Origin of the sequence: Aestuariivivens marinum (assembly GCF_022662175.1) — a bacterium.
Lineage (GTDB): Bacteria > Bacteroidota > Bacteroidia > Flavobacteriales > Flavobacteriaceae > Aestuariivivens > Aestuariivivens marinum.
The window spans coordinates 1,331,779-1,356,569 of sequence record NZ_JAKMCR010000001.1 but is presented as its reverse complement, the minus strand read 5'-3'; the positions used below and the strand labels follow the sequence as shown (position 1 = coordinate 1,356,569).

Sequence of the window (24,791 nt, the reverse complement as noted above, 5' to 3'; positions counted from 1 at the left end):
TTTTATGATTTTAAAGCGTCTGTTTGAATTGATTTTTTCAACACCAATTTTCGTAATGTAAAAATGTGTAGCAGTAGGGCTATTGGAGCCGCTATTCCAATAATTAGCATCATAGGAAAAGAACCTGCCATAGCCGTGTTTGGTATACTATCGAACCAAATAGGATAGTGAGATAACAAAATGAAGAGCACCATCAATAAATCGGTGGTACCTACTACCGTTAACAGCCATAACCCAGGTTTTGACCATTTGCTACTTCTTAAGAGGGAAACCAAGGTCAGTATAGCGATAATACCTGTTGCGGCATCACCATACCCCGAAGCCATAAATGCTTTAGGCCCTATGCCCCATATAGCCACTAAGAAGAAGATTGACCCTAAAACCCGCCATGTTTGTCCCAATGCTAGATCCTTAAAAGACATAGCATTAAGTATTGTTCTAAAGTCACTGCTTTTAAACAAAAGTAATACGCCAACTACTGGCACAAATAGACCAATCAAGAATTTGGGAAATGCATCTTCAAGGTTATATGCAAAAGTTTCCGTTAAGGTTAAAATGTAAATTGTTACAACCCAAAAACCTATACTAATAAGTAATAGCTTTTTATAAGATGTTCTTAATGCTATGTCTAAATTAGATTTTTTTATCCCGTTCCAAATTGTAAGCGTAAATACAGCAGCCGCTAAAAGACTTATTACAATTGAAATTATTTTAATGAGTTCCATAATTATTGTTTTTAAAGTTTATATTATCTTTCTATTTATCCCTTTAATCGCTAAGCAATTGACGCCCAGTAAAGTCATATTGATCCCATTTGGGCAAAGGGTGAAAGTTTCCAGCTTGAACATCCCTAAACATCCTTTCAATAATATGGGATTTATAGAAACTTTGTCCCCCGATCATATCCATGCATTGGTCAACTGTAGATATACAAGCCTCTGTAACATTAGTTTTTAGGCTTAGAATATCGGTAGTTGTTCTACTACTTGGTGTAAATTGTAGATCTCCAGTCAATTGCACCATATGTTGCCATTGGGTCAATGCCATTAAGTAAGCGTTATAGGCTTTACCCACGATATAAGTAAGATGCTTATGGTTTCTTGAATAATTTTTCCCTATGCTAAAGGCTTCATGAAAGGCACCCTCAGCAATGCCCACATATGCGGACATTATAAGTGGCATGGCTACTGGTATAACAACATTCCAAACACCATGGTATTCACCTTGAGGTCTTTCTAATGAAATAGCAGAATCTGGAATGAATACATTGTCAAAAACAATGGTTTGTGATCCAGTGGAACGCATTCCCATAACATGCCAATCATCCAAAATAGTGACCCCGATGGAATTTGCAGGCACCCCAAAGTGCAAAACCAAACTACTCCTATTTTCATCCTTAAAAATACCACTGGTAATTACTAAATCACCTGCGGCAGACTGACTGGCAAAATGTTTCTTAGCTGTAAATAGATAACCGCCTTGGGTCTTTTTAAGATCCCCATTAGAGCTCAGCCAATCCCTTGCTCCTGTGCTAATAAGTACAAGTTCATGTTTGGCTACATTTTTCAACAGCACTTCATTAGATCCATCCATATAATATTTCCACATGCTAGCCGCAATCAAATGCTGGTGCATGGACAAAGCCAACGCCGTAGAACCACATGATTTGCCTATTATTTTTAAGCATTCACACATGTACTTGTAGCTTACGCCTTGGCCTCCTAATGATTTGGGAATCATCGCAGAAAAATAATGGTGTTTTTTTAAGGTTTCGTAGTTATCATAAACGAAGCCTCCATTTTCGTCATGCATTTTAGCTCTTTCCTTAAACTTTGTTGCTAATTTCTCGGTTAATGCAACCCATGAAATAGCTGTTTTTTCCTTAAGCATGATTAAACTGTTTATTAGTTTCAATGCAAAGGAATAGAACAAATAGAGTTTGTATTATTCAAAAAAGCTCAATGTTTTGACTGAGAAGCCCAGACTCGCTCTTTGAAGTTCTTTAGTCTAGTTTTCTATAAGAAGATGGTGTTTTACCGTATTGCGATTTAAATGTTCTGCTAAAATGTGCTACACTTTCAAACCCACAATCATAAGCAATTTGAGAAATCGTATCTGGATTATATTTTAGGAGTTCAGCAGCCTTTTTTAGACGTCTTTCTATAATCCATTTCCCTGGACTAATATTATAATGATTTTTAAAATCACGCTTAAAACTGGACTTACTTCTATGACAAAGTTTTGCCAATTGATCTAAACTCAAATTGTAATGAAAATTGGCTTCCATAATATTAGGTAGTGACGGTAAGTTGTTCAGTGTCGTATTTTTTAAATATGAAGCAATCTTCAAATTATCATTACTTGTAACCAAACTTAAGATAAGTTCTTTAGCCTTTAACTGAAGTAAACTATTTAGCGGTTTGTTGGTATCGTAAAAATACCCCAATAAGGATTGAAAAAAAGTTTCGATTTCAATATTCAGATTAATTCGGTCTATAATAAAGGAGGTGGCTCCCTCAATATTCCTAATCGGAATGTTTTTTATTTCATCCTTTAGACTAAACTTTATGATATCGTCTGAAAAAAAAACACCAATCATACAAAAATCCTCCTTTAAATTTTGTTTGATTACTGAAGCTCCTTTTTTAACATATATGGCTTCACCTTTCTTGACCAGCCAGTTCGACTCCTTTGTACTCCATGTTTTTTCTCCACTCAATATGTAAATTATATAATCGTATTGCGACCATATTTCTACCGTATCCTGTTCAAGGGGACATTTATACTCAACAAACAATAGGTTTCCGACTTCAAATTTATTAAAGAAGATATCACTCTTCATTGTCGTATAAAAGTCATAAATCATAAGAAATTCATTTTATTTCCCTTTCATGCTAAGGTAATTATAAAATTTTTTAAAGAGAATGGGTATGATATACAAAATAAATATAAAACCCTTTATTTCATATAGCTAAGCCGAAATACATAAAAAATATTTATGTTTTAAGAATAATAAAATTAAATCAATAAGGATTATATATCTAACAAAGCTCTACATTACAAATAGAAGCTTTACTTACAAATTCTAGAAAACCCTAAACTTATACACTTGGCTTCAGGAATTAATTCGATTCTCTTTTTTTTCATAATTCCACTTTGGAAGTAATCCAAAAAAAACGCTCAAGATTATTTGAGCGTTTTTTTCTTATTAAACAATTTATATGTGACCACGGAGGGATTCAAACCCCCGACCGCTGGAGCCGAAATCCAGTGCTCTATTCAGCTGAGCTACGTGGCCATTTATTTTACTAAGTTAATTTAGCTTTTACAATAGTAGATATGGTTTTACCATCTGCCTTACCTGCTAACTCCTTACTTACAATACCCATAACCTTACCCATGTCTTTCATACCCTGTGCACCAACATTTGCAATAGTTGCCACCACCACTTTTTCTATCTCTTCTTCACTTAAAGCATCGGGTAAAAACCGAGCTATGATTTCTGCCTCGGCAAGCTCTGGAGCAGCCAAATCCTGACGCCCTTGCTCTATATAAACAGCTGCACTATCCTTACGTTGCTTTACTTGCTTTTGAAGGATTTTAAGCTCTTGCTCTTCTGTTAGCTCGGCTTTAGCACCACTTTCAGTCTGCACCAATAAAATAGCCGATTTAACTGCCCTTAGAGCTGTTAAGGCCGTCTGATCTTTAGATTTCATCGCATCTTTTAATGCTGTCATTACATCTTGTTGTAAACTCATTGTTTTAAACGTATTGGTTACAATTCATCACCTTATGGGCATGCAAAAATAATGAAATTACTCTATGTAAATCATAAAAAAACCCAAAAAGGTGAGAAAGCTTTTCGGGTTCATAACTAAGTAAGGTCAGTAGACTTTTATACCTTAATCAACATTATCGTGTAAAAAGGAATTATTACTTCTTAATTGAATATCATCATTATCATCCAAACCAATACTGGTTCTGGACATATCTATTTCCGAAGAGTGCTTCACTTCACTTAAATCTACCCCTTGGCGTTTATAAGCAGGCACTTTTTCAATGTCATCTATCTTCGCATTGTTAAACTTATAATTAAAGTCTTTCATTTTACGTTTACGCTCTTCGGCACGTTCTTTTAGCAACTGGGATATAGGCATATTTATTGGGTCAACCTCATCTGTAGTTACCTCTTCTTCAACTGTATCCTCTACAATAACTTTCTTTTCGAAAACAATATCCTCATCTATTTTATCTACAGTTTCTTTTTTCTTCATATTGTTCATAGCAGATTCCAACTCAATATAATCATCTAAGGCATAACGCACTTCACCATCTTCATTGGCTTCTGTAACCGTAATAAGTTCAATATAGTCTTTCACTGGAATCTTTTTCACCTTTTCATTAACTAGTGGCTCAAGGGGGTCTTCTTCAACATTATTGTCAGAGGTTAATGGCAAATCAAAGGTTAATGTAATTTGCTGCTCTTCCTCAACTATATCCTCTTTTTGTTTAGAAACAACAGTTACCGGTTTTATGATAAAATCGTCTTCTTCGTGAACCTTTGCAAATACTTCTTCACACTCAACATCAATATTCTTAATGAATTCTGAAGTAGGTATTAGATTAATATCACAATCATTTGAAATGGTTATTTTCTTCGACTGTTGATTTTCGAGCTTTTGTTTGGTTTGTTTAACCTCGACATTCTCATCTTCTAAGTCCAAGGTGTGCCTTACTATTGGTGGTTCTTTCTTGGCATTCTTTTCTTCCATTTCTATTACTGGAGTAATAATTACGGGATCTCTATCCTTAGCCAATAAATCATGCTCTTCTTCAAGAGAATGAATTACTTTTTTTGTTTCGGTATTTGATATTTCATCTTGTTGTTCTACATTAAACCCAGTAGCTATAATGGTCACTGCAATAGACTCTTCTAAGGATTCATCTTCACCTACCCCCATGATAATATTCGCTCCATGACCAGCTTCATCTTGAATATGATCATTAATTTCTCCAATTTCATCAATGGTGATTTCATGTGAACCAGAAACAATAAGCAACAATACATTTTTAGCTCCTGTAATTTTATTGTCGTTAAGCAAGGGTGAATCTAAGGCTTTCCTTATAGCTTCTTGGGCTCGGTTTTGGCCTGAAGCCATTGCAGATCCCATAATAGCAGTGCCACTATTGCTCAATACTGTTTTAGCATCACGTAAATCAATGTTTTGGGTGTAGTGATGTGTGATTACTTCAGCTATACCACGAGCAGCAGTAGACAACACCTCGTCCGCTTTGGAGAACCCTGCTTTAAAACCAAGATTACCATACACTTCACGAAGTTTGTTATTGTTGATAACTATTAGTGAATCGACTACATCCCTTAATTTTTCGATGCCTTTTTGCGATTGCTCCAAACGCATTTTACCTTCAAACTGGAAAGGCATCGTTACAATACCAACCGTTAAAATATCTAAATCCTTAGCCATTTTAGCTATAATCGGCGCAGCTCCTGTACCAGTACCACCACCCATTCCAGCAGTGATAAATACCATTTTAGTGTTGGTATCCAACATGCGTGAGATTTCCTCAAAACTTTCTACGGCAGATTGCTCACCAATTTCTGGATTTGCACCCGCACCTAAGCCTTCAGTAAGGTGTACCCCTAATTGGATCTTGTTAGGAACTCCGCTGTTTTGAAGTGCTTGGGCATCGGTATTACAAATGTAAAAATCTACACCTTTAATTCCTTGTTGGAACATGTGGTTTATAGCATTACTACCACCACCGCCAACACCAATAACTTTAATGACATTTGATTGGTTTTTGGGTAAATCAAATGCAATGCTTTCGAATTCTTTCTTGCTGCTCATAAATTCTAGTTTACTGGTATTTATACTTAATTTTTAACTTATTATTTTATCAATGGATTATTTTTATTCTATTCGGCGTTATCTAAAAAATCCTTAACACGCTCGGTTAATTTATCTAAAAATGAACGCCGTTGTTTTACAGGAGGCTCCTGTGATTCTATTTCATCAACAAGATTACTTCCCTGTACTTCAGCTTCTATAGCTTCTTTTTTTCTTCTTTCCTGACGTTTCAACCCGTCCAAAACCAATCCTACCGCTGTAGCATACAACGGACTGGTTATATCTTCATCACTATCTCCTGCAAGATGTTCGTTAGGGTATCCTATTCGAGTATCCATACCTGTGATATATTCCACAAGCTGTTTCAAATGTTTTAATTGACTACCACCTCCCGTTAGTACGATTCCTGCTATTAACTTCTTTTTTTGTTCTTCGTGACCATAATTTTTAATTTCGACATAAACCTGTTCAATAATCTCTACCACACGTGCATGGATTATTTTTGATAGGTTTTTAAGGGTAATTTCCTTGGGCTCACGACCTCGTAACCCTGGTATAGATACAATTTCATTATCCTTGTTTTCTCCTGGCCATGCCGACCCAAATTTTATTTTCAATAATTCAGCCTGCTTTTCTATAATAGAGCACCCTTCCTTAATATCTTCGGTAATAACGTTACCTCCAAAAGGAATTACAGCTGTATGCCTAATAATGCCATCTCTAAAAATGGCAAGATCGGTGGTTCCTCCTCCAATATCAATCAATGCTACTCCTGCCTCTTTTTCTTCCTGACTCAATACCGCATTTGCTGAAGCCAAGGGTTCTAATGTGATGCCTTCTAAACTCAATCCTGAACTTTGTACACAACGACCAATGTTTCTTATGGAAGACACTTGACCTACTACCACATGAAAATTCGCTTCCAAACGACCACCATACATCCCAATAGGTTCTTTTATTTCACCTTGACCATCAACTTTATACTCTTGAGGAAGTACATGGATGATTTCCTCTCCCGGGAGCATAACCAGTTTATGAACCTGGTTTATAAGTCTGTCAATATCATTATCGTCTATTACATTTTCTGAATTGGGTCTTGTTATATAATCGCTATGCTGTAAACTACGAATATGTTGTCCTGCTATACCTACGGTAACACCGTCAATTTTCATATCGGCTGAAACTTCAGCTTCTTGAACGGCTTGTTGTATAGACTGAATGGTTTGTGTAATATTATTTACAACACCACGATGAACCCCTAAGCTTTTAGATTTTCCAATGCCTAAAATCTCAACTTTACCGTACTCATTTTTACGACCAATCATGGCCACTATTTTTGTGGTACCTATGTCTAAACCTACTGCTAAATTTTGTTCCATGTTTTATATTTTGGTACAGACCACTTGATTATCAAATTGTAAATTAACTTTACTATACCTGTTAAGTGTATTTTCCTTTAGATTCTTTTTATAAAACACTTTTAGGTTATTAATTTTTTTATCTAAAAACTCAATTGTCCCTAGTTTTACCACAAAATCGCAACGCCTTAATCTTAAAAAAATCTCGCCTTTGCTGTTTTGGTGAATTTCTATCACACTCTTTTTTAAAAACTCATCTGAACTAACTTTTTTGGCTATTTTATATATGCTTTTTAAGTTGTTTTTTTCAACATGACCTGTTACCAAAGGTACTCTTGCCGAATAATTACTCGATAGTGGCATAAACAAACCTTCATCATCAATGTAATATGATCCATTTGTACTTACCCTTGCTAATGGCTTTTTTTGCTCAATATCGGCATTAAGAGTACCATTTACAGACACATAGACTTCTGCCGACTTAATCATTGGGTTAGAATTCAGAGATTGTTCTAATTCATTCAAATCTAAAGTTTCTTTAAGCATATTTGTAACCCCTTGCCGATTTTGTATTAACAATTTACTAACAGTTTGATTAGTTATAAATAGATTATTCTCTCCTAAAAACTTTACATTTGGCTGTGATACTTTTCTAGCCGTATTCCTTGCTGTGGCAAATGCAAAAAGAAACACTACTGTACTTAACAGCAACAACATTTTTATAAAATTCCAATTAACTCGCAATACTAAATTCTTTTTTAATATGTTTCACTTCTTCTCCTATGTCTCCCGCTCCAAGTGTTAAAACAACATTGGCTTGACTTTCGCGAATTCTGGATATCAACTCCTCTTTGCTTACCAATTGCTTATTTTTTAAATCTATTTTTCCTAGTAACCATGCCGATGTTACACCTTCGATGGGTAATTCTCTTGCAGGATAAATATCTAATAATATCACAGCATCAAACTTAGACAAGCTTTCAGCAAAATCTTCCACAAAATCACGTGTTCTACTATATAAATGCGGTTGAAATACAGCCAACACCTTCTTTCCAGGATACATTTCCCTTACTGCCTGATGTACAGCATTAATTTCTTGTGGGTGATGAGCATAATCGTCTATAAAAACAAAATCGTCAGTTTTAATATGGTAAGTAAAACGGCGCTTTACCCCTTTGTAAGATGCTAAAGCCTTGACGAGCTGCTGGTGAGGGCAACCATACTCTACAGCCATCGCCAAGGCTATTAATGCATTTGACAAATTATGTCTACCTGGTAGGTTAAATTTTAAATTTTCTAGAACCTTTTTTGGTGTCTTAACATTAAAAACATAGGTTCCTTTTTCTATCTTAATATTTTGGACACTATAGTCTGATTCATCTTCAATACCATAGGTTATACCTTGTATGGACAATCCGTTTTTAATAAACAACTTTCCATTAGGCTTTAGGCATTTAGCAAAATCCATAAAAGAGTCTTTCAGTGCTTCAGCTTCACCGTAAACATCCAAATGATCAGCATCCATTGAGGTTATGCAGGCCATGTCTGGCTTTAAAGTTAAAAACGAACGATCAAACTCATCAGCTTCAACTACGGTAACTTCGGTTCCATTACTAATAAAGTTAGAATTATAATTTTCACTAATACCACCCAGAAAAGCTGTTATAGGTTTATTACATTCGTATAACAAATGACCTAAAATACTGGTCGTGGTGGTTTTTCCATGGGTTCCAGCTACGGCCAAGCAAAATGTGTTTTCGGTAATCAACCCTAATACTTTTGAGCGCTTAAAAACCTTGAAATTATTATTTACAAAATAATTTAACTCATTATGCTCTACTGGCATAGCCGGTGTGTAAATTACCAAAGTGCTGTCCTTATTTAAAAAAGACTCATTTATATTTTTAACTCCATCTTCAAAATGAATTTCGACACCTAATGCCATTAAGCCATCTGTTATTTCAGTTCGTGTTTTATCGTATCCAGCAACACGCTTATTATTGGCCACAAAATAACGCGCCAAAGCACTCATGCCTATACCACCAATACCAATAAAATACACGTTATATATGCTTTTAAAATCCATTATTCTTTCAACAATTTTTCTACTTCATCTGCAATGCGTGTAGTTGCATTTACGTAAGCCATTCTTTGAATGTTTTTACTAAGTTGATTTTGCTTTTCGGGTGACGCCAACAACTGACTGAATTTATTTTCGAAATCCACTTCCAAATCTTCTTCTTTTATCATCATAGCCGCATCTTCATTAACTATGGCCATGGCATTTTTAGTTTGATGGTCTTCTGCCACATTGGGTGATGGAATAAATATTACCGGCTTACCAACTATACACAGTTCGGACACCGAACTTGCTCCAGCTCGGGAAATAATAACATCGGCAGCAGCATAAGCCATATCCATATTATTTAAAAACTCATACACCTGTACACCATTGGTATTGTTATATATTTTGTACTGTTGATAATACAATTTTCCGCACTGCCAAATAATTTGGAGGTTCTGAGTGTCTAAAAAATCAAGCTTTTGTTCAATCAATTCATTTATACGCCTAGCTCCCAAACTTCCACCCAAGACTAACAAAGTGTTCTTACCATGTTTTAAATTGAAAAAGGCCTTTGCTTCCAGCGTTTTGATTTCTATATTCAAAAGCCCTTTTCTTACTGGATTACCTGTTTTAATGATTTTATCTGCAGGAAAAAATCGTTCCAATCCATCATAGGCCACACAAATTTTCCGAACCTTTTTAGCTAAAAGTTTGTTAGTAATACCTGGGTAAGAATTCTGTTCCTGAATCAAACTAGGAATGTGTTTTGACGAGGCCACATACAACAAAGGTCCACTAGCAAAACCTCCAGTACCTATAACCACATCTGGTTTAAATGCACTTACAATCTGTCTCGATTTCCACAAACTGCTTAGCAACTTAAACGGGAACATAAGATTCTTTAAGGTCAGTTGCCGTTGGATACCCGAAATCCACAATCCTCTTATCTCATAACCTGCTTGTGGTACTTTTTCCATCTCCATTCTATCTTTAGCCCCAACAAACAAAAATGTGGCATTTGGGTAACGATACTTTAATTCATTAGCAATAGCAATAGCAGGATAGATATGTCCTCCTGTACCACCTCCTGAAAGAATAATTCTATATGTTTTTTCCTTTGTCACTAATCCACTTTCACTTTAAATACTTTCTAATTTATGTACTTATATCTTAAATTGTTTCCGATAGAATTTCCAATGGATTTTCCTCTATACTTTCTTGCTGTATAATCTCCTGCCTATGAGCACTTACACTCAAAATAACCCCAATTGCCAAGCAGGTCATCCAAATAGAAGTTCCTCCACTACTAACTAAAGGCAAGGTTTGTCCTGTTACCGGAAACAATTCAACAGCTACCGCCATATTAATTAATGCCTGAAACACAATAGGCAATCCAACACCTAATACTAAAAGTTTACCAAAAACGGTATCGGCCTTTTGTGAAACTATTACAATTCTAAATAACAACCATAAATACAGAATCATAATAAAAAAGCCTCCCAACAAACCATATTCTTCAATGATAATGGCAAAAATGAAATCGGATGAGGACTGTGGTAAAAAGTTTTTCTGAATGCTTTTTCCAGGTCCCACACCTTTAATACCTCCAGAAGCAATGGCAATTTTTGCTTTTTGTATTTGATAATCGGCTTCAGTATCTTCATCATTAGAATAATTTTTAATCCTGTTCTCCCAGGTTGTTACCTTAACATTTAATGGACCCGAAGTAAGCTTCGCAAACATGATAAACATAGTCAAAGCAACTATTCCCAGTCCCATAATAATCCCCAAATAACGAACCGGATACCCCCCTATAAATACCAACATAGTTACCATTAAAAATATTATGGCTGCCGTGGAAAAGTTTGATGGTAAAATAAGCACCAATACCAAAAAAACGGGTAGCCACAATGGCATAATCGATTCTTTAAACGTAACGTGTTTATCCTTTATTTTAGACATATACCGTGACACATAAACCATTAAAACCACTGCTGCAAAGGTTGAAGTTTGGAACGACACCCCCACAAAAGGTATTTGAATCCACCTACTGGCACTCGCCCCAGCAATGGTTGTACCTTGTAACATTGTTACCCCTAAAAGCACCAATACCACTGGAATCATGACCAATGACAACCCTTTAAAATACCGATAAGGTATTTTATGCACACCGTACATAATGGCAAAACCTAAAAACAAATGCATGAAGTGTTTTACAAAAAAAGCAAAGGTGTTTCCATCACCTCCTTTGTAAGCCAAATTACTGGCAGCACTATATACGGGTAAAAAGGACACAATAGCCAACAATGCTACAATTGCCCAAATTAACCGATCTCCTTTTATGTTTTTAAAAAGTTGCTGCACTTTCTATTAATGATTTTATAAATTTCTTACTGCCTCTTTAAACTGACGCCCTCGATCCTCGTAATTTTCAAACAAATCAAAACTGGCGCATGCTGGTGACAACAATACATTATCTCCAGCTTCAGCTATTTTGTATGCAATTTTAACAGCTTCACTCATAAATTGTGTTTCCACCATAATATCTACCATACCATTAAAAGCTTCAATTAATTTAGTGTTATCTATACCCAAGCAAATAATTGCTTTTACCTTTTCATTAATAAACGGATAAAGCTCTGTATAATTATTACCCTTATCCTGGCCTCCAACAATCCATACGGTTGGTGAATCCATACTTTCAAGGGCATAATACGTTGCATTAACATTTGTTGCTTTAGAATCGTTTATATATTGTACCCTATTGATTTTTAACACATATTCTAGACGATGTTCAACACCTTGAAAGTTTTCCAAGCTTTCACGAATGGTCTGTTTTCTAATCTTTAATAAATGCGCAACGGTTGATGCCGCCATAGCATTTTTAATATTGTGCTTCCCTTCTAAGGTTAAGTTTGTTGTTGGCATAATTATCTTATTGTTATCTATTGTTATTGTTATTTGGTTATTTTGGTAATACGCACCATTATCAATAGTTTTTGTTAATGAAAATGGTAATAATATGGATTGAACCGGATAGTTTTTTAAATGATTTGCTATCACCTCATCATCGGCATCGTAGATTAAATAATCTTCAGATGTTTGGTTCATAGCAATCCTAAACTTTGAAGCAATGTAATTTTCGAACCTATAATCATATCGATCTAAATGATCTGGTGTAATATTTGTAATTACAGCAATTTTAGGCTTGAAATTAACGATATCATCCAACTGAAAACTACTGATCTCAAGCACATAATTTTCATAATCTTGCTCAAAAACCTGCTTCGCAAAGCTGTCTCCAATATTACCTGCTAATCCTACATTTAGCTCTTGTTTCAACAAATAATGTGTTAAGGTTGCCGTAGTGGTTTTGCCATTGCTACCAGTGATTCCCACAAGGGTTGCTTTTGTGAATTTTGAAGCAAATTCAATTTCGGAAATCACAGGAATATTAGCTGCCGTTAACCTACTTACCATCTCTACTTTATTAGGTATTCCTGGGCTTTTCATTACCAAATCCGCATTTAGGATTTTGGTTTCAGAATGTTTTCCTTCTTCCCATTCAATCTCATTATGTATAAGAACCTGTTTATAATTTTCTTTTATTTTTCCTTTATCGCTAACAAAAACATCGTATCCTTTTGCCTTACCCAAAAGCGCTGTCCCAATACCACTTTCACCTCCTCCTAATATGACCAATCGTTTTTGCATTTATACTTTTCGATTCACCTAATTTTTAACGTCACCAAACTTATTATGGCAAGTAAAATACCTATGATCCAAAATCTTGTTACAATCTTACTTTCATGATATCCTAACTTTTGGTAATGATGGTGTAATGGCGACATTTTAAAAATGCGTTTTCCTTCCCCATACTTCCTTTTGGTATATTTAAACCAACTCACCTGCATGACTACCGATAAATTTTCGGCCACAAAAATGCCACACAACACCGGAATCAACCATTCCTTACGAACAGCAATAGCAATCACAGCAATGATTCCCCCAATAGTTAAACTTCCTGTATCGCCCATAAATACTTGCGCCGGATATGTATTGTACCATAAGAAACCTATCAAGGCCCCAACAAAAGCTGCGATATAAATGGTTATTTCTTCGACCCTAGGTATATACATGATATTGAGATAATCTGAAAAGATGATGTTACTAGACACCCAGGCAAAAATGCCTAGCGTAAGGACAACAATAGCAGAAGTTCCTGCTGCCAAACCATCAATTCCATCGGTAAGATTTGCACCGTTAGATACTGCTGTAACAATAATAATAGCAATCAATATAAAAATGATCCAAGAATATTTTCTCAAACCGGGATTAATCCAAGTTATTAATGATGCATAATCAAACTCATTACCTTTCACAAAAGGTATTGTGGTTTTTGTGGATTTTACCTCCTCTTGAAATAATTTTGAATGTGAAATGTTGGGGTTTTCTGCTAGTAATTCTTGTTGTTTTGCTTCAGGAAGTTTTTCCTTAATGGTAACATCCTGATTAAAAAACAGGGTTAATCCTACAATTAAGCCCAAACCAACTTGCCCCAAAATCTTAAACTTCCCTTTTAAACCTTCCTTATCGTTTTTAAACTTTTTTAAATAATCGTCTACAAATCCAATAGTCCCCATCCAAAGAGTGGTAACTATCAAAAGAATGATATATATATTATCGAGTTTAGCAAGCAATAACACAGGTACTAAAGTTGCCAAAATAATGATGACACCACCCATAGTTGGTGTTCCCGCCTTCTCCTGCTGTCCTTCTAAACCCAAATCTCTAATAGTTTCACCCATTTGTTTCTTTAATAGAAACCGTATAATTCGTTTACCATAGATTGTAGAAATCAACAGTGATAAGATAATTGCAAAAGCTGCCCTAAAAGTTATATAACCAAAAAGGGACGCCCCTGGAAATTGGAATTGTTGTTCTAAATATTCAAATAAGTAATATAACATCTGTTGTTTTTTGAGATTCTTTAATCACCCTTCGACTGATTTCCAAAACTTAAATGATCAGGTTCAAGGCGATATTCAGAATGACATCTATTTTTGTAATTCTTTCAAATATTCTTTTACAATTTTAAAATCGTCAAAATCAAAGCGTTGGCCATTAATTTCCTGATAGGTTTCATGCCCCTTACCTGCTATTAAAATAATATCGTTAGCATTCGCTATTTGACAGGCAGTTTTAATGGCCTGTCTCCTATCGGTTATCGAAACAACTTTTTTAAAATTCTGAGGCTCCACACCTCTTTCTATATCTTCAATAATAGTTTCTGGGACTTCATTTCTTGGATTATCGCTTGTAAATATCACTTTGGTACTCAAGGTCGAAGCGATGTTGCCCATTTTAGGACGTTTGGTTTTATCACGATCGCCACCACAACCTATAACCGTGATTAACTCTTCATTTTTAGTTCGAATACTATTAATAGTCTCCAAAACATTTTTTAAGGCATCGGGTGTATGGGCATAATCGACAATGGCTGTAATTTTTTCATCTGAAATTAAATACTGAAAGCGCCCACTCACACTTTCCAATTCGCTTATTAATCTTAGTATCTCAACCTTTTCAAGTCCCAATAATTCTGCCGTGGCATAAATAGCTAAAACATTGTATGCATTAAAACTACCTATAAGTCTGGTCCACAACTCATTATCATTTAACTTAAGTAGCAAACCTCCTAATTGATTTTCCAAAATTTGGGCTTTGTAGTCAGCATAACCTTTTAGGGCATAGGTAAACTTTCTTGCTTTAGTATTTTGTAGCATAAAAAGCCCATTCTTATCATCTACATTTACTAATGCAAAAGCCTTGTACGACAACCCATCAAAAAACTGCTTTTTTACATCTCGGTACTCGGCAAAAGTGTTATGGTAATCCAAATGATCGTGAGTAAGATTGGTAAAAATCCCACCTTCAAAACACAACCCTTCAATTCGCTTTTGATGAATTCCATGGGAACTTACTTCCATAAAACAAAATTCCACCCCAGCATCATTCATTTCTTTTAAATACCTATTTAAGGTAATAGAATCTGGCGTAGTATGTGTGGCTTTAAACTCACGGTCATCTACCATGATTTTCACAGTGGACAGTAAGCCCACTTTAAAGCCCGCTTTATTAAATAACTGATATAGCAAACTGGCAACTGTAGTTTTACCATTGGTTCCTGTAACACCAACCAATTTTAGATTTTCCGAAGGAGCTCCATAAAAATTTGATGCCATTATTGCCAAAGCCTTGTTGGAGTCTTTCACCTCAATATAGGTTACATTTTTTATCAATTCTTGGGGCAACACCTCACAAACAATTGCATCAGCCCCTTGAGCTATGGCATTTTCAATATAATCATGTCCATCAACAGCGGTACCTCGAAGCGCAACAAAAGCATCACCTTTTTTTACGATACGTGAATCAAACACCATAGCTCTAACAGAAACATTAGTACTACCTACTACCGCATCTATAGAGACTTTATATAAAATGTCTTTTAGTATCATCATGACGCTGTTAACACTATAGTTTGGTTGCTACTTAACTTAATTCCTTCTTTTGTTGATTGCTGTTTGACCACGCCGTTACCCTGCAATTTCACATTCACATTTACCTGCATATTTTCCAGAAGCGCCAAGGCATCCATAGCTGGCAACCCTACTACATTGGGCATAATCGTTTTATAGGTTTTCGCTATCTTATAAAAGTTTTCGTATTCGTTCTCTACTAAGGCATTTTTTACTTCCAAGGATTTTACCTCATCGATGAGCGGTGTGTCTGTAAATATTTTTTGAGCAATTTTTTTAAATACAGGCCCCGATACATCGGCTCCGTAATACCCAACACTTTTATCAGGTTCGTGAATGACTACAATACACGAATATTTAGGTTTCTCTGCCGGAAAATATCCAACAAATGACGAGATATAATTAAGCTTTTCCTTATTTCTATAATCTTTTTGACAAGTTCCAGTTTTTCCTGCCATGGAAAAATTTTCAGAATACAAACGATGACCTGTACCATGCTCTTTCTTAACTACATTTTTAAGTAATTGCTGAAGCTTAGCAATAGTTTCCTTAGAACATATTTGCTTATTTATTACCTCTTTTTTAAAAGGGTCTATTACTTTATCAAACTCTTTTACCTCCTTTAAAAATTGAGGTTTCACCATTTCACCGTCATTCCCTATAGCATTATAAAATGTTAAGGTTTGTAAAGGTGTAAACGATACGCCATATCCATAAGCCATCCATTGCAATGCAATACCGCTCCATCGTCCATTTTTTATCCTAGGATCGGGAATAACAGGCTGTCCTTCACCTATAATCGGAATAGCAAGAGAATCCCTTAAATTCATAGCATATAAACGATCTATAAACTTGCTTGGTTGATTTTTATAAGCTTTGTCTATAACCTTTACAATACCTGTATTAGAAGATACTTCAAACGCTTTAGACACTGTAATCTCTCCATAACCGCCATGCTTGGAGTCCCTTACTTTTTTACCATAAAATGATATAATACCTTTTTCGGTATCAACCACATCACTGGTATCAACCAATTTATCTTCAAACGCTGCTGCCAATGCCATAAGCTTAAATGTTGACCCAGGCTCGTGACTTTCACCAACCGCATAGTTTAAACGCTCATAATAAGTTCCTCTAGTGCTTCTTCCTAAATTGGAAATCGCCTTCACTTCTCCTGTTTTGGTTTCCATTACCACTACGCAACCATGATCCGCTTTATACTTCACTAATTGTTCCAACAAGGCATGATGGGCTATATCCTGTATATTGACATTAATAGTTGTATACACGTCAGAACCATCTTTCGGCTCAACTTGGTTAGAATCGGTTATAGGTTTCCATTTCCCATTCCCTATTTTTTGCTTTAATCGTTTACCATCAGTTCCCCTTAAATATTTTACACCAAATGCTCCATCAATACCAGGTCGGGTTACATAACCAAAATCATCTTCCTTTTCATACCCAATTGTTCTTCGCGCAATTTCCCCCATAGGAAACTCCCGTTTGGTATTTTGCTCTACAATTAAACCTCCTGGTATCGCCCCCTTATTCAGCAATGGAAAATTCCTGATACGGATATAATCGGAGTACCCAATGTTCTTTACCAATAACAAGTACTGATTCCTATTAGCCCTTGCCTTTCTTATTAGTTTTTCATAATGTGCCGAAGATATTCCCGAATAACTTGCCAAAGAATCGCACAAGCCTTTTATATGCTCTTCAAAAAGTTTTACTGAGGACACTACCGCATCTATAGCAATATTGTATTTAGGAATAGATGTTGCGAGCAAACTGCCATCATCAGCATACACATTACCACGATTGGCTGGAATGGTTACATTTTTTACCGTCTGTTCTTTAGCTAAGTTTTTATATTTATCGCCATGAAAAAATTGGATACCCACCAATTTAAATAGCACGGCCAAACCGAAGACGAACATACACCCTGCTACAAAATACAATCGATTTAATATGCTTTTCTCGTTAACTGCCAATTCAATAAGTTACTTTTGAGATTTTACTTTTATTTTTTTTGGTGGAATCACCGAAGGCTCCAGCCCTTTTTCTTTCATTTTTAAAGCCACCGCCGATTCCATTTTAAGCCGCATGAACCTTGAACGTCCATCCAAAAATCTGGAACGCAACTCTTTCACCTCATTATTCAGTCTCGCTATTTCATATACTTTTTTATCGGCACTGTGTGAGCTTGCAATCATTACAATAGCCAAAACCGATATAAAAATGATAAACCTCCAATTTTTAAAGGAGTCATCGCTCACTAAAAATGTTCCTTTTAATATGCCGTATACTTTTTTCTTCATTTACAACTTTTCAGCTATGCGTAACTTGGCACTTCTTGCCCTATTGTTCAATGCAATCTCTTCTTTGGATGGTACAATCAATCCATTAACTTTTTTAAGCGGTACTTCAAAATTCCCATAAATATCACGCTCAGGCTCACCCTCAAACATACCATTTCTTATAAATCGTTTTACCAATCTATCTTCCAAAGAATGGTACGAAATCAAACTTAAACGCCCCCCAACACACAGCAAATCAGACGCCTGCAACAAAAACTCCTTTAGCACTTCAATCTCCTGATTCACTTCAATCCGAATAGCTTGATATATTTGCGCCAATACTTTATTTTCATGTCTGGGCGGCAAAAACTTTTTAAGCACCTGTTTTAATTGACTACTAGTAACAATTGGGTTTTGCTCTCTATACCCAACAATCAACCTTGCCATGGCTGGAGCAGCTCGCAATTCCCCATATTGCAAAAACACATTTTTCAATCGCTCCTCGTCATAATCATTGACTACATGATATGCCGACAATTCACTTTTTTGGTTCATCCGCATATCCAAGTCAGCCTCAAAACGAGTTGAAAATCCACGTTCAGCCACATCGAACTGATGGGAGGACACTCCAAAATCAGCTAAAATCCCATCAACTTTCTTAACTCCATAAAATCTCAAAAAGCGCCTAACATACCTAAAGTTTTCATTAATTAGCGTGAAACGAGGGTCGTCGATTTTATTTTTAAGAGCATCCAGGTCTTGATCAAAAGCAAACAACCTTCCCCCATCACCCAACCTATTTAATATTTCCTTACTATGTCCTCCTCCCCCAAAAGTCACATCCACATAAATACCATCTACCTTAATATTCAACCCATCCACGGTTTCCTTTAACAATACAGGGCTATGATACTCCATAATCGTCATCATCATGTCCCATTACCTCTTCAGCTAAATCGGCAAAATCCAAAGCAGCATCACCTATGGCTTGCTCATAAAGATCTTTATCCCATATCTCAACAATATTAATGGCCGAAGCCACAACAATATGTTTTGAAATATTCGCAAAAACCGTCAAATCCTTTGGAATCAATAATCGACCATTAACATCGACCTCAACCATCTTAACCCCAGCAGTAAAACGACGGATAAAATCGTTGTTCTTTTTCTTAAACCTATTAAGTTTATTCACCCTTTGCATTAGGTTTTGCCACTCTTGCATAGGGTACAATTCCAAACACTTTTGAAACACCGAACGTCGCAATACAAAACCTTCTTGCAAGACAGGAGAGAGCTGCTTTTTTAGTGCAGCAGGCATCATTAATCGCCCCTTAGCATCAACTTTGCATTCGTATGTCCCTATTAATGAGTCCAATTAAGTTGGTTGGAATTTTGGTGTTTAAGTTTCAAATATATTGAAAAATTTACCACATTTTACCACTTTATTCCACTTTGTTGATAAATTTTCGTTTAAATGTACCCTAAAACCGATTTTTCCAACCCAAAAACAGTTTTACCCTTAACAATCAAAAGGTTAAGAACACATCTAGATAAAGTTGAACTTTGTTAATATCTAGACGACTTCAATTATTCTTTGATAGTGAATTAAAATGATTGTAATATGAATGATTTAACTATATTTGTTTTTAATGTAATGACCAACTGATTAATGACGCACCGTTTAAAAAAGGAAAAAAATTACAGTTATATTGAAGCAGGTGAAGGCACTCCAATTATAGTGTTACATGGGCTTATGGGTGGTTTGAGTAACTTTAGCTCTGTCTTAGATTTTTTTAGTACAAAAAACTATAAGGTCATTATTCCTGAGCTTCCCATTTACACTATGTCCTTACTTAAAACCAATGTTAAAAGTTTCGCCAAATACTTACATGAATTTATAACCTTTAAAGGTTTTGATGAAGTTATTTTATTGGGCAACTCACTTGGCGGACATATAGGGTTGTACCACACCAAACACTATCCTGAAAAAGTTAAAGCCCTTGTTATTACTGGAAGTTCTGGACTATACGAAAGTGCAATGGGTGGAGGTTACACTAAACGTAGCGACTACGAGGTAATTAAAAAGAAAGCTCAAGAAGTATTTTATGATCCTGCAGTAGCTACCAAAGAAATTGTAGACGAAGTTTATGAAACGGTTAATGATCGAAATAAACTTATAAAAACCCTTGCTATTGCCAAAAGTGCCATCCGCCATAATATGGCCAAAGATTTGCCCAATATGCCTACCCCAACATGCATTATTTGGGGAAAAAATGACAACGTAACCCCTCCCGAAGTTGCTCGAGAATTTAATGACCTATTACCCGATTCTGATTTGTTTTGGATAAATAAGTGTGGGCATGCAGCCATGATGGAACACCCCGATGAGTTCAACCAAATTATGAATGCTTGGTTACAGAAACGAGGATTTTAGTAACGCCAAAAGACTAATAATTGCCTATGGGCTATGGAAGAAATCCAAATTCAAATTTTAATCATTGAACTTTGAACCAAAAGCACCATGCATATTAAATCTGCCGAATTTGTAATGAGCAACTCCAATGTTGCCAAATGCCCTAAAAGCATGTTGCCTGAATATGCTTTTATAGGCAGGAGCAATGTAGGCAAATCGTCTCTCATTAACATGCTCACAGGTAGAAAAAGTTTAGCCAAGACATCTGGAAGACCTGGAAAAACACAGCTTATAAACCATTTTATAATCAACAAAAACTGGCATTTGGTCGATTTACCAGGTTATGGATATGCCCGGGTATCCAAATCAGCAAAGAAAACCTTCCAAAAGTTTATCACCCAATATTTTGCCTTACGGGAACAACTGGTAACTGCTTTTGTTTTAGTTGATATACGGCATAAACCCCAACCCATTGATTTAGAGTTTATGCAATGGCTAGGTGAAAATGGCATTCCATTCTCCATCATATTTACCAAAGCAGATAAACTAAAGTCTAATGCGATTACAAGACATGTTGAAGATTACAAAGCGGTACTTTTGGAAACTTGGGAAACTATACCCAACTACTTTATTACCTCTTCCTCTAAAAGCATGGGAAAAGAGGATGTATTGAATTATATAGATGAATTAAACGGAAATATGATTTCAAACCTCAATTGATATCTATTCAATTATAAGGCTACAAAATAGTCGTGTTAAAAATGAATCGAATGGACATTGGAGGGCTTCTTACTAGGACATAAAATTTAAAAGAATTTCTTACAAAACAAATTCTGAAAGAAAAAACGTTGAGTAGGTAACGCCTTAATAATTCATTATTTCTATTTTCTCAAATTGAAATTCCTTACATTAAACAATCAACCAGTTTCATTTATTAAATTAGCACCTAATCAATACAACAGAGCATGATCAAACCGTCATTCCTTTACATCCAACGCATCCCTAAGGGCATTCCCCATTAGCATAAATGCCATAACCAAGCCCATAATGCACAAACCAGGAATAATGGCCAAATAGGGTTTTCCTAAAACAATATAATTGTAATGATCTTTAATCATGGCGCCCCAACTTGCCATAGGGGGCTGTGCTCCAATACCCAAAAAACTAAGCCCGCTTTCAATTAAAATGGCTGCCGCAAAATTAGCTGCCGAGATCACAATTACTGGCGCTATAATATTGGGCAAAATATGTTTGGTAATAATCCTAAAATCGTTAAACCCTAAAGCCCTTGCCGCAGTAACATACTGCATTTCCTTTACACTTATTATTTGTCCGCGTACCACTCTAGCGACCTCAACCCACATGGTCAATCCTACAGCAATAAACACCTGCCAAAATCCCTTGCCTAAAGCCAAGGTTATGGCAATAACCAATAAGAGTGTTGGAATAGACCAGGTAACATTAATAACCCACATGATAATAGCATCTACCTTTCCTCCAAAATATCCCGAAATACTGCCCATAAACACCCCTATCACTAACGAAATAAAGACGGCTACAAAACCTATAAAAAAAGAAATTCTTGCTCCTATCAACACCCTACTCAACAAATCCCTACCATACTTATCTGTGCCAAACAAAAAGTTTTTTTCTTTTATAAACTTGCCAACCGACTGGTTTGGAAATACTACCAAATCAATAGTTTTTTCCACTCCTTTCAACCCATCAGAGGCATACTCGGTATATGTCAACACGTTATCCTCCACTCTGTAGTTGGAAATAGGCACTTCGGTATCAGAGCTTTTAATTCCAAAAAACAGTTTGCTTAAAGTATTTTGTTCTGTTTTTGTTTGCGAGGGTATGGTCAACATCATTACCCTAAACCCCGGCTGTTTGGAATGAATGGATAAATGCATTTGGTTGGCATGTTGGGTTTTATCTGGTGCCAAGATATAGGCAAAAATAGAAACCAAACCTACCAAAATGATAAAACCAAAACTAAAAACGCCCCAAAAGTTGCTTTTAAACTTTTGGAGCGCTAATTGCTTTAATGAGCTGGGTCTATATTGACTCATACATGTTTTAATTCTTCATTTTATCGGAAGTGGTCACAACACGCTTCACCCCAAAAGAGCGGTTTAAATCTTCGAGAACATTTAGTGCTTCTTCTATATATACGTCCTGACTTAAACTTTTATGCCAACGCTCCCTTTTTTCTTGTAGGTTGGTAGTATCCGACCCAAACAAAGCCTTTTCGTAAGGCAAAGAGTCAAAAGTTAAATTGGTTTTATAATCTGCAATGGCATTGAATTTTTTAGCTTCATCCTCATTACGGTCCAATTGTGCCTTATAAGTATTATAGTTTAAGGAATAAACGGTTTCGTCAATCTTATTTTTTACCCATTTGGCATTTTCTTCAATAAGTTTTAACTGTCCATTGTTCTTCATACGCTCATTACTATTACTTATAGCTTCATCGTAATCAAAATAATTGTCCCAAACCTTATAATCCGCCGGATCAATTTCATCATAGGGTAATGGATTATCCTTATCCTTTTCGCCCACTTCAATAAAACTAAAACGTCCTGGCACCTTTACATCACTTTTAACACCTTCCAACTGCACAGAACCGCCATTAATTCTATAATACTTTTGAGTAGTTAGCGCCAATGCCCCTAAATCACCATGCGTGTTATTATGCATTATTCTGTTAAGATCGATAACATTCTGAACGGTTCCTTTACCATAGGTCTGTTTACTTCCTATGATAATAGCCCGCTTATAGTCTTGCATAGCAGCAGCCATTATCTCCGATGCTGAAGCCGATATTTCGTTAACCAATATCACAAGAGGACCATCCCAAATAATCGATTTGTCCCTATCACTTAATACTTCTTTCGATTTACCCGACGAACGCACTTGAACTACAGGACCATCCTTAATAAATAATCCGGCCATATCCACAACAGCAGGTAAGGATCCACCGCCATTATCCCTTAAATCCAAAACAAGACCTTTCATACCTTCTGCTTTTAATCGCTCTATTTCGAGTTTAACATCTTTAGCAGCATTCAAGGTTTTGTAATTTTGAAAATCGACATAAAAAGAAGGTAAATTAATTACGCCATATTTATGGCTATCCTTTTCAACAACCGATGCTTTAGCATAGGTTTCATTTATTTCAATAACATCCCTAACCAGAGTAATATCTTTAATAGTTCCATCTATTTTCTTAATTGTTAAGGTTACTTTAGTTCCCTTAGGCCCCTTTATATACTTAATAGCATCGTTAATACGCATCCCAACAATATTAACAGGAACATCTTCGTTTTCCTGTTTCACTTTTAAAATAACATCTTCTACTTCCAGTTGATTGCTTCTCCATGCAGGGCCTCCAGAAATGAGCTCTACTATTTTAATGTAGTCCATACGTTTTTGCAAGCGTGCTCCAATACCTTCCAACTTACCAGACATGCGCTCATCAAAGTTTTCTTTGTTCTTAGGCGCTAAATAATAGGTATGTGGATCGAACTCACTAACTATGGCATCTACATAAACAGCAAACCATTCTTCTCTGGTTAGGTCATCAACATTATCATTAAAATAGACTTCTATTGAATTTAATGTCGCTTCCCTAGCTTCTTTTTCAATCTCTGCTTCTGTTTTAGAAACATAAGAAGGATTTTTTTCTTTTGCTGCCTTTTCATCCATCATCAGATCATCATAATTGGTAAGTGTAGAAAACTTTAACTGCTTTCTCCATCGATCCTTCATTTGCTTTTTGTTTTTTGCAAACCCAACTTTATCGTAGTTAGTTTCAAAAGTTTCATCTATGGTATAATCAAAAGGTGTAGAGAGGACTTCTTTATAAATTTCCTTAGCCTCTGCTATTCGTTGTAATAAACGCTCGTGCACCACATTAAAAAAAGTAACATCAACTTCCTTTAGTTGATCGTCAAGACTCCACTTATAACGCTCAAAATCTTTGATATCCGATTCATAAAAGTAACGTTTCACAGGGTCAATGGTACCAATATAATCTTCAAACAATTCTACAGAAAAATCATCGTCCATCTCAATAGGATCAAAATGACCTTGTTGCAATACGTAACTAATAATACGAACCAATAATCTATCCTTATCAGGATCATCAAATGTTTTAGCAGTAAAACTGCAGGAAGCAAATGCCAATAATAGCACCAACAATAAAACTTTATAATTCCTTTTCATCATTTTTTTCACCATT

Annotated in this window: 21 protein-coding genes and 1 tRNA gene; 2 read left to right on the top strand and 20 right to left on the bottom strand. The window is 35.7% G+C overall.

Features of this window, described 5'->3' with window-relative positions:
• Positions 1-2: 2 nt before the first annotated feature.
• From MR053_RS05825 to mraZ, 18 genes are all read right to left on the bottom strand, one after another.
• Positions 3-725, bottom strand: coding sequence for a hypothetical protein (locus tag MR053_RS05825; protein WP_242131490.1), 723 nt, complete (start codon positions 723-725; stop codon positions 3-5).
• A 43-nt stretch (positions 726-768) separates the two neighbouring features.
• Positions 769-1,890 (bottom strand): acyl-CoA dehydrogenase family protein, encoded by a 1,122-nt coding sequence (locus tag MR053_RS05820; protein ID WP_242131489.1) that lies wholly within the window; start codon positions 1,888-1,890, stop codon positions 769-771.
• Between the two features lie 112 nt (positions 1,891-2,002).
• Positions 2,003-2,866 carry a helix-turn-helix domain-containing protein gene (locus tag MR053_RS05815; RefSeq protein WP_242131488.1) on the bottom strand — a complete coding sequence of 288 codons (864 nt, stop codon included), beginning with the start codon at positions 2,864-2,866 and terminating at the stop codon, positions 2,003-2,005.
• Between the two features lie 358 nt (positions 2,867-3,224).
• Positions 3,225-3,298: transfer RNA gene (locus tag MR053_RS05810), tRNA-Arg, on the bottom strand.
• A 10-nt stretch (positions 3,299-3,308) separates the two neighbouring features.
• The gene (locus MR053_RS05805) at positions 3,309-3,758 is read right to left on the bottom strand and encodes a GatB/YqeY domain-containing protein (protein ID WP_242131487.1); all 450 of its coding nucleotides are present in this window, start codon (positions 3,756-3,758) and stop codon (positions 3,309-3,311) included.
• A 144-nt stretch (positions 3,759-3,902) separates the two neighbouring features.
• Positions 3,903-5,870, bottom strand: coding sequence for a cell division protein FtsZ (gene ftsZ / locus MR053_RS05800; RefSeq protein ID WP_242131486.1), 1,968 nt, complete (start codon positions 5,868-5,870; stop codon positions 3,903-3,905).
• Positions 5,871-5,938: 68 nt separating this feature from the next.
• The gene (gene ftsA, locus MR053_RS05795; protein WP_242131485.1) at positions 5,939-7,249 is read right to left on the bottom strand and encodes a cell division protein FtsA; all 1,311 of its coding nucleotides are present in this window, start codon (positions 7,247-7,249) and stop codon (positions 5,939-5,941) included.
• A 3-nt stretch (positions 7,250-7,252) separates the two neighbouring features.
• A complete protein-coding gene (locus MR053_RS05790) occupies positions 7,253-7,945 on the bottom strand; it encodes a cell division protein FtsQ/DivIB (protein ID WP_317221556.1) in 693 nt (230 codons plus the stop codon).
• Between the two features lie 16 nt (positions 7,946-7,961).
• Positions 7,962-9,314, bottom strand: a complete 1,353-nt coding sequence (murC, locus tag MR053_RS05785; protein ID WP_242131483.1) for a UDP-N-acetylmuramate--L-alanine ligase — start codon at positions 9,312-9,314, stop codon at positions 7,962-7,964.
• Entirely contained in the window at positions 9,314-10,417 is a 1,104-nt protein-coding gene (gene murG, locus MR053_RS05780) for an undecaprenyldiphospho-muramoylpentapeptide beta-N-acetylglucosaminyltransferase (RefSeq protein WP_242131482.1), read from the bottom strand. Before murG ends, murC begins: the two co-directional genes overlap by 1 nt.
• Positions 10,418-10,463: 46 nt before the next feature.
• Positions 10,464-11,657, bottom strand: a complete 1,194-nt coding sequence (locus tag MR053_RS05775; protein ID WP_242131481.1) for an FtsW/RodA/SpoVE family cell cycle protein — start codon at positions 11,655-11,657, stop codon at positions 10,464-10,466.
• A gap of 15 nt (positions 11,658-11,672) precedes the next feature.
• The gene (gene murD, locus MR053_RS05770) at positions 11,673-13,007 is read right to left on the bottom strand and encodes a UDP-N-acetylmuramoyl-L-alanine--D-glutamate ligase (RefSeq protein WP_242131480.1); all 1,335 of its coding nucleotides are present in this window, start codon (positions 13,005-13,007) and stop codon (positions 11,673-11,675) included.
• Between the two features lie 14 nt (positions 13,008-13,021).
• Positions 13,022-14,263 carry a phospho-N-acetylmuramoyl-pentapeptide-transferase gene (gene mraY, locus MR053_RS05765; protein ID WP_242131479.1) on the bottom strand — a complete coding sequence of 414 codons (1,242 nt, stop codon included), beginning with the start codon at positions 14,261-14,263 and terminating at the stop codon, positions 13,022-13,024.
• 87 nt (positions 14,264-14,350) lie between these two features.
• On the bottom strand, positions 14,351-15,814 hold the full coding sequence (locus MR053_RS05760) for a UDP-N-acetylmuramoyl-L-alanyl-D-glutamate--2,6-diaminopimelate ligase (protein WP_242131478.1): 1,464 nt from the start codon (positions 15,812-15,814) through the stop codon (positions 14,351-14,353).
• Positions 15,811-17,772, bottom strand: a complete 1,962-nt coding sequence (locus MR053_RS05755) for a penicillin-binding protein (protein ID WP_242131791.1) — start codon at positions 17,770-17,772, stop codon at positions 15,811-15,813. Before MR053_RS05755 ends, MR053_RS05760 begins: the two co-directional genes overlap by 4 nt.
• Positions 17,773-17,835: 63 nt before the next feature.
• Positions 17,836-18,153 carry an FtsL-like putative cell division protein gene (locus tag MR053_RS05750; protein WP_223551123.1) on the bottom strand — a complete coding sequence of 106 codons (318 nt, stop codon included), beginning with the start codon at positions 18,151-18,153 and terminating at the stop codon, positions 17,836-17,838.
• Positions 18,154-19,050, bottom strand: coding sequence for a 16S rRNA (cytosine(1402)-N(4))-methyltransferase RsmH (gene rsmH, locus MR053_RS05745; protein WP_242131790.1), 897 nt, complete (start codon positions 19,048-19,050; stop codon positions 18,154-18,156).
• Entirely contained in the window at positions 19,037-19,507 is a 471-nt protein-coding gene (mraZ, locus tag MR053_RS05740; protein WP_223551120.1) for a division/cell wall cluster transcriptional repressor MraZ, read from the bottom strand. The genes rsmH and mraZ overlap by 14 nt, the downstream gene beginning before the upstream one ends.
• A 294-nt stretch (positions 19,508-19,801) precedes the next feature.
• Between mraZ and MR053_RS05735 the strand changes: the two genes are divergently transcribed.
• Together MR053_RS05735 and yihA are read left to right on the top strand one after the other, a co-directional pair.
• On the top strand, positions 19,802-20,566 hold the full coding sequence (locus MR053_RS05735; protein ID WP_242131477.1) for an alpha/beta fold hydrolase: 765 nt from the start codon (positions 19,802-19,804) through the stop codon (positions 20,564-20,566).
• A gap of 87 nt (positions 20,567-20,653) precedes the next feature.
• Positions 20,654-21,265, top strand: a complete 612-nt coding sequence (yihA, locus tag MR053_RS05730; RefSeq protein ID WP_242131476.1) for a ribosome biogenesis GTP-binding protein YihA/YsxC — start codon at positions 20,654-20,656, stop codon at positions 21,263-21,265.
• Between the two features lie 257 nt (positions 21,266-21,522).
• Here the strand turns inward: yihA and MR053_RS05725 are convergent, their stop codons facing one another.
• Positions 21,523-22,620, bottom strand: coding sequence for an ABC transporter permease (locus MR053_RS05725; RefSeq protein ID WP_242131475.1), 1,098 nt, complete (start codon positions 22,618-22,620; stop codon positions 21,523-21,525).
• Between the two features lie 7 nt (positions 22,621-22,627).
• A complete protein-coding gene (locus tag MR053_RS05720; protein ID WP_242131789.1) occupies positions 22,628-24,775 on the bottom strand; it encodes a carboxy terminal-processing peptidase in 2,148 nt (715 codons plus the stop codon).
• Between the last annotated feature and the right edge of the window lie 16 nt (positions 24,776-24,791).

Coding starts and splice junctions, on each gene's coding strand:
- ftsA (WP_242131485.1), bottom strand. CDS start 7,249: ATGGAACAAAATTTAGCAGTAGGTTTAGACATAGGTACCACAAAAATA.
- MR053_RS05815 (WP_242131488.1), bottom strand. CDS start 2,866: ATGATTTATGACTTTTATACGACAATGAAGAGTGATATCTTCTTTAAT.
- mraY (WP_242131479.1), bottom strand. CDS start 14,263: ATGTTATATTACTTATTTGAATATTTAGAACAACAATTCCAATTTCCA.
- yihA (WP_242131476.1), top strand. CDS start 20,654: ATGCATATTAAATCTGCCGAATTTGTAATGAGCAACTCCAATGTTGCC.
- MR053_RS05750 (WP_223551123.1), bottom strand. CDS start 18,153: ATGAAGAAAAAAGTATACGGCATATTAAAAGGAACATTTTTAGTGAGC.
- MR053_RS05735 (WP_242131477.1), top strand. CDS start 19,802: ATGACGCACCGTTTAAAAAAGGAAAAAAATTACAGTTATATTGAAGCA.
- MR053_RS05725 (WP_242131475.1), bottom strand. CDS start 22,620: ATGAGTCAATATAGACCCAGCTCATTAAAGCAATTAGCGCTCCAAAAG.
- MR053_RS05760 (WP_242131478.1), bottom strand. CDS start 15,814: ATGATGATACTAAAAGACATTTTATATAAAGTCTCTATAGATGCGGTA.
- MR053_RS05825 (WP_242131490.1), bottom strand. CDS start 725: ATGGAACTCATTAAAATAATTTCAATTGTAATAAGTCTTTTAGCGGCT.
- MR053_RS05820 (WP_242131489.1), bottom strand. CDS start 1,890: ATGCTTAAGGAAAAAACAGCTATTTCATGGGTTGCATTAACCGAGAAA.
- MR053_RS05720 (WP_242131789.1), bottom strand. CDS start 24,775: ATGAAAAGGAATTATAAAGTTTTATTGTTGGTGCTATTATTGGCATTT.
- murC (WP_242131483.1), bottom strand. CDS start 9,314: ATGGATTTTAAAAGCATATATAACGTGTATTTTATTGGTATTGGTGGT.
- MR053_RS05790 (WP_317221556.1), bottom strand. CDS start 7,945: ATGTTGTTGCTGTTAAGTACAGTAGTGTTTCTTTTTGCATTTGCCACA.
- MR053_RS05805 (WP_242131487.1), bottom strand. CDS start 3,758: ATGAGTTTACAACAAGATGTAATGACAGCATTAAAAGATGCGATGAAA.
- ftsZ (WP_242131486.1), bottom strand. CDS start 5,870: ATGAGCAGCAAGAAAGAATTCGAAAGCATTGCATTTGATTTACCCAAA.
- MR053_RS05755 (WP_242131791.1), bottom strand. CDS start 17,772: ATGTTCGTCTTCGGTTTGGCCGTGCTATTTAAATTGGTGGGTATCCAA.
- murD (WP_242131480.1), bottom strand. CDS start 13,007: ATGCAAAAACGATTGGTCATATTAGGAGGAGGTGAAAGTGGTATTGGG.
- rsmH (WP_242131790.1), bottom strand. CDS start 19,050: ATGGAGTATCATAGCCCTGTATTGTTAAAGGAAACCGTGGATGGGTTG.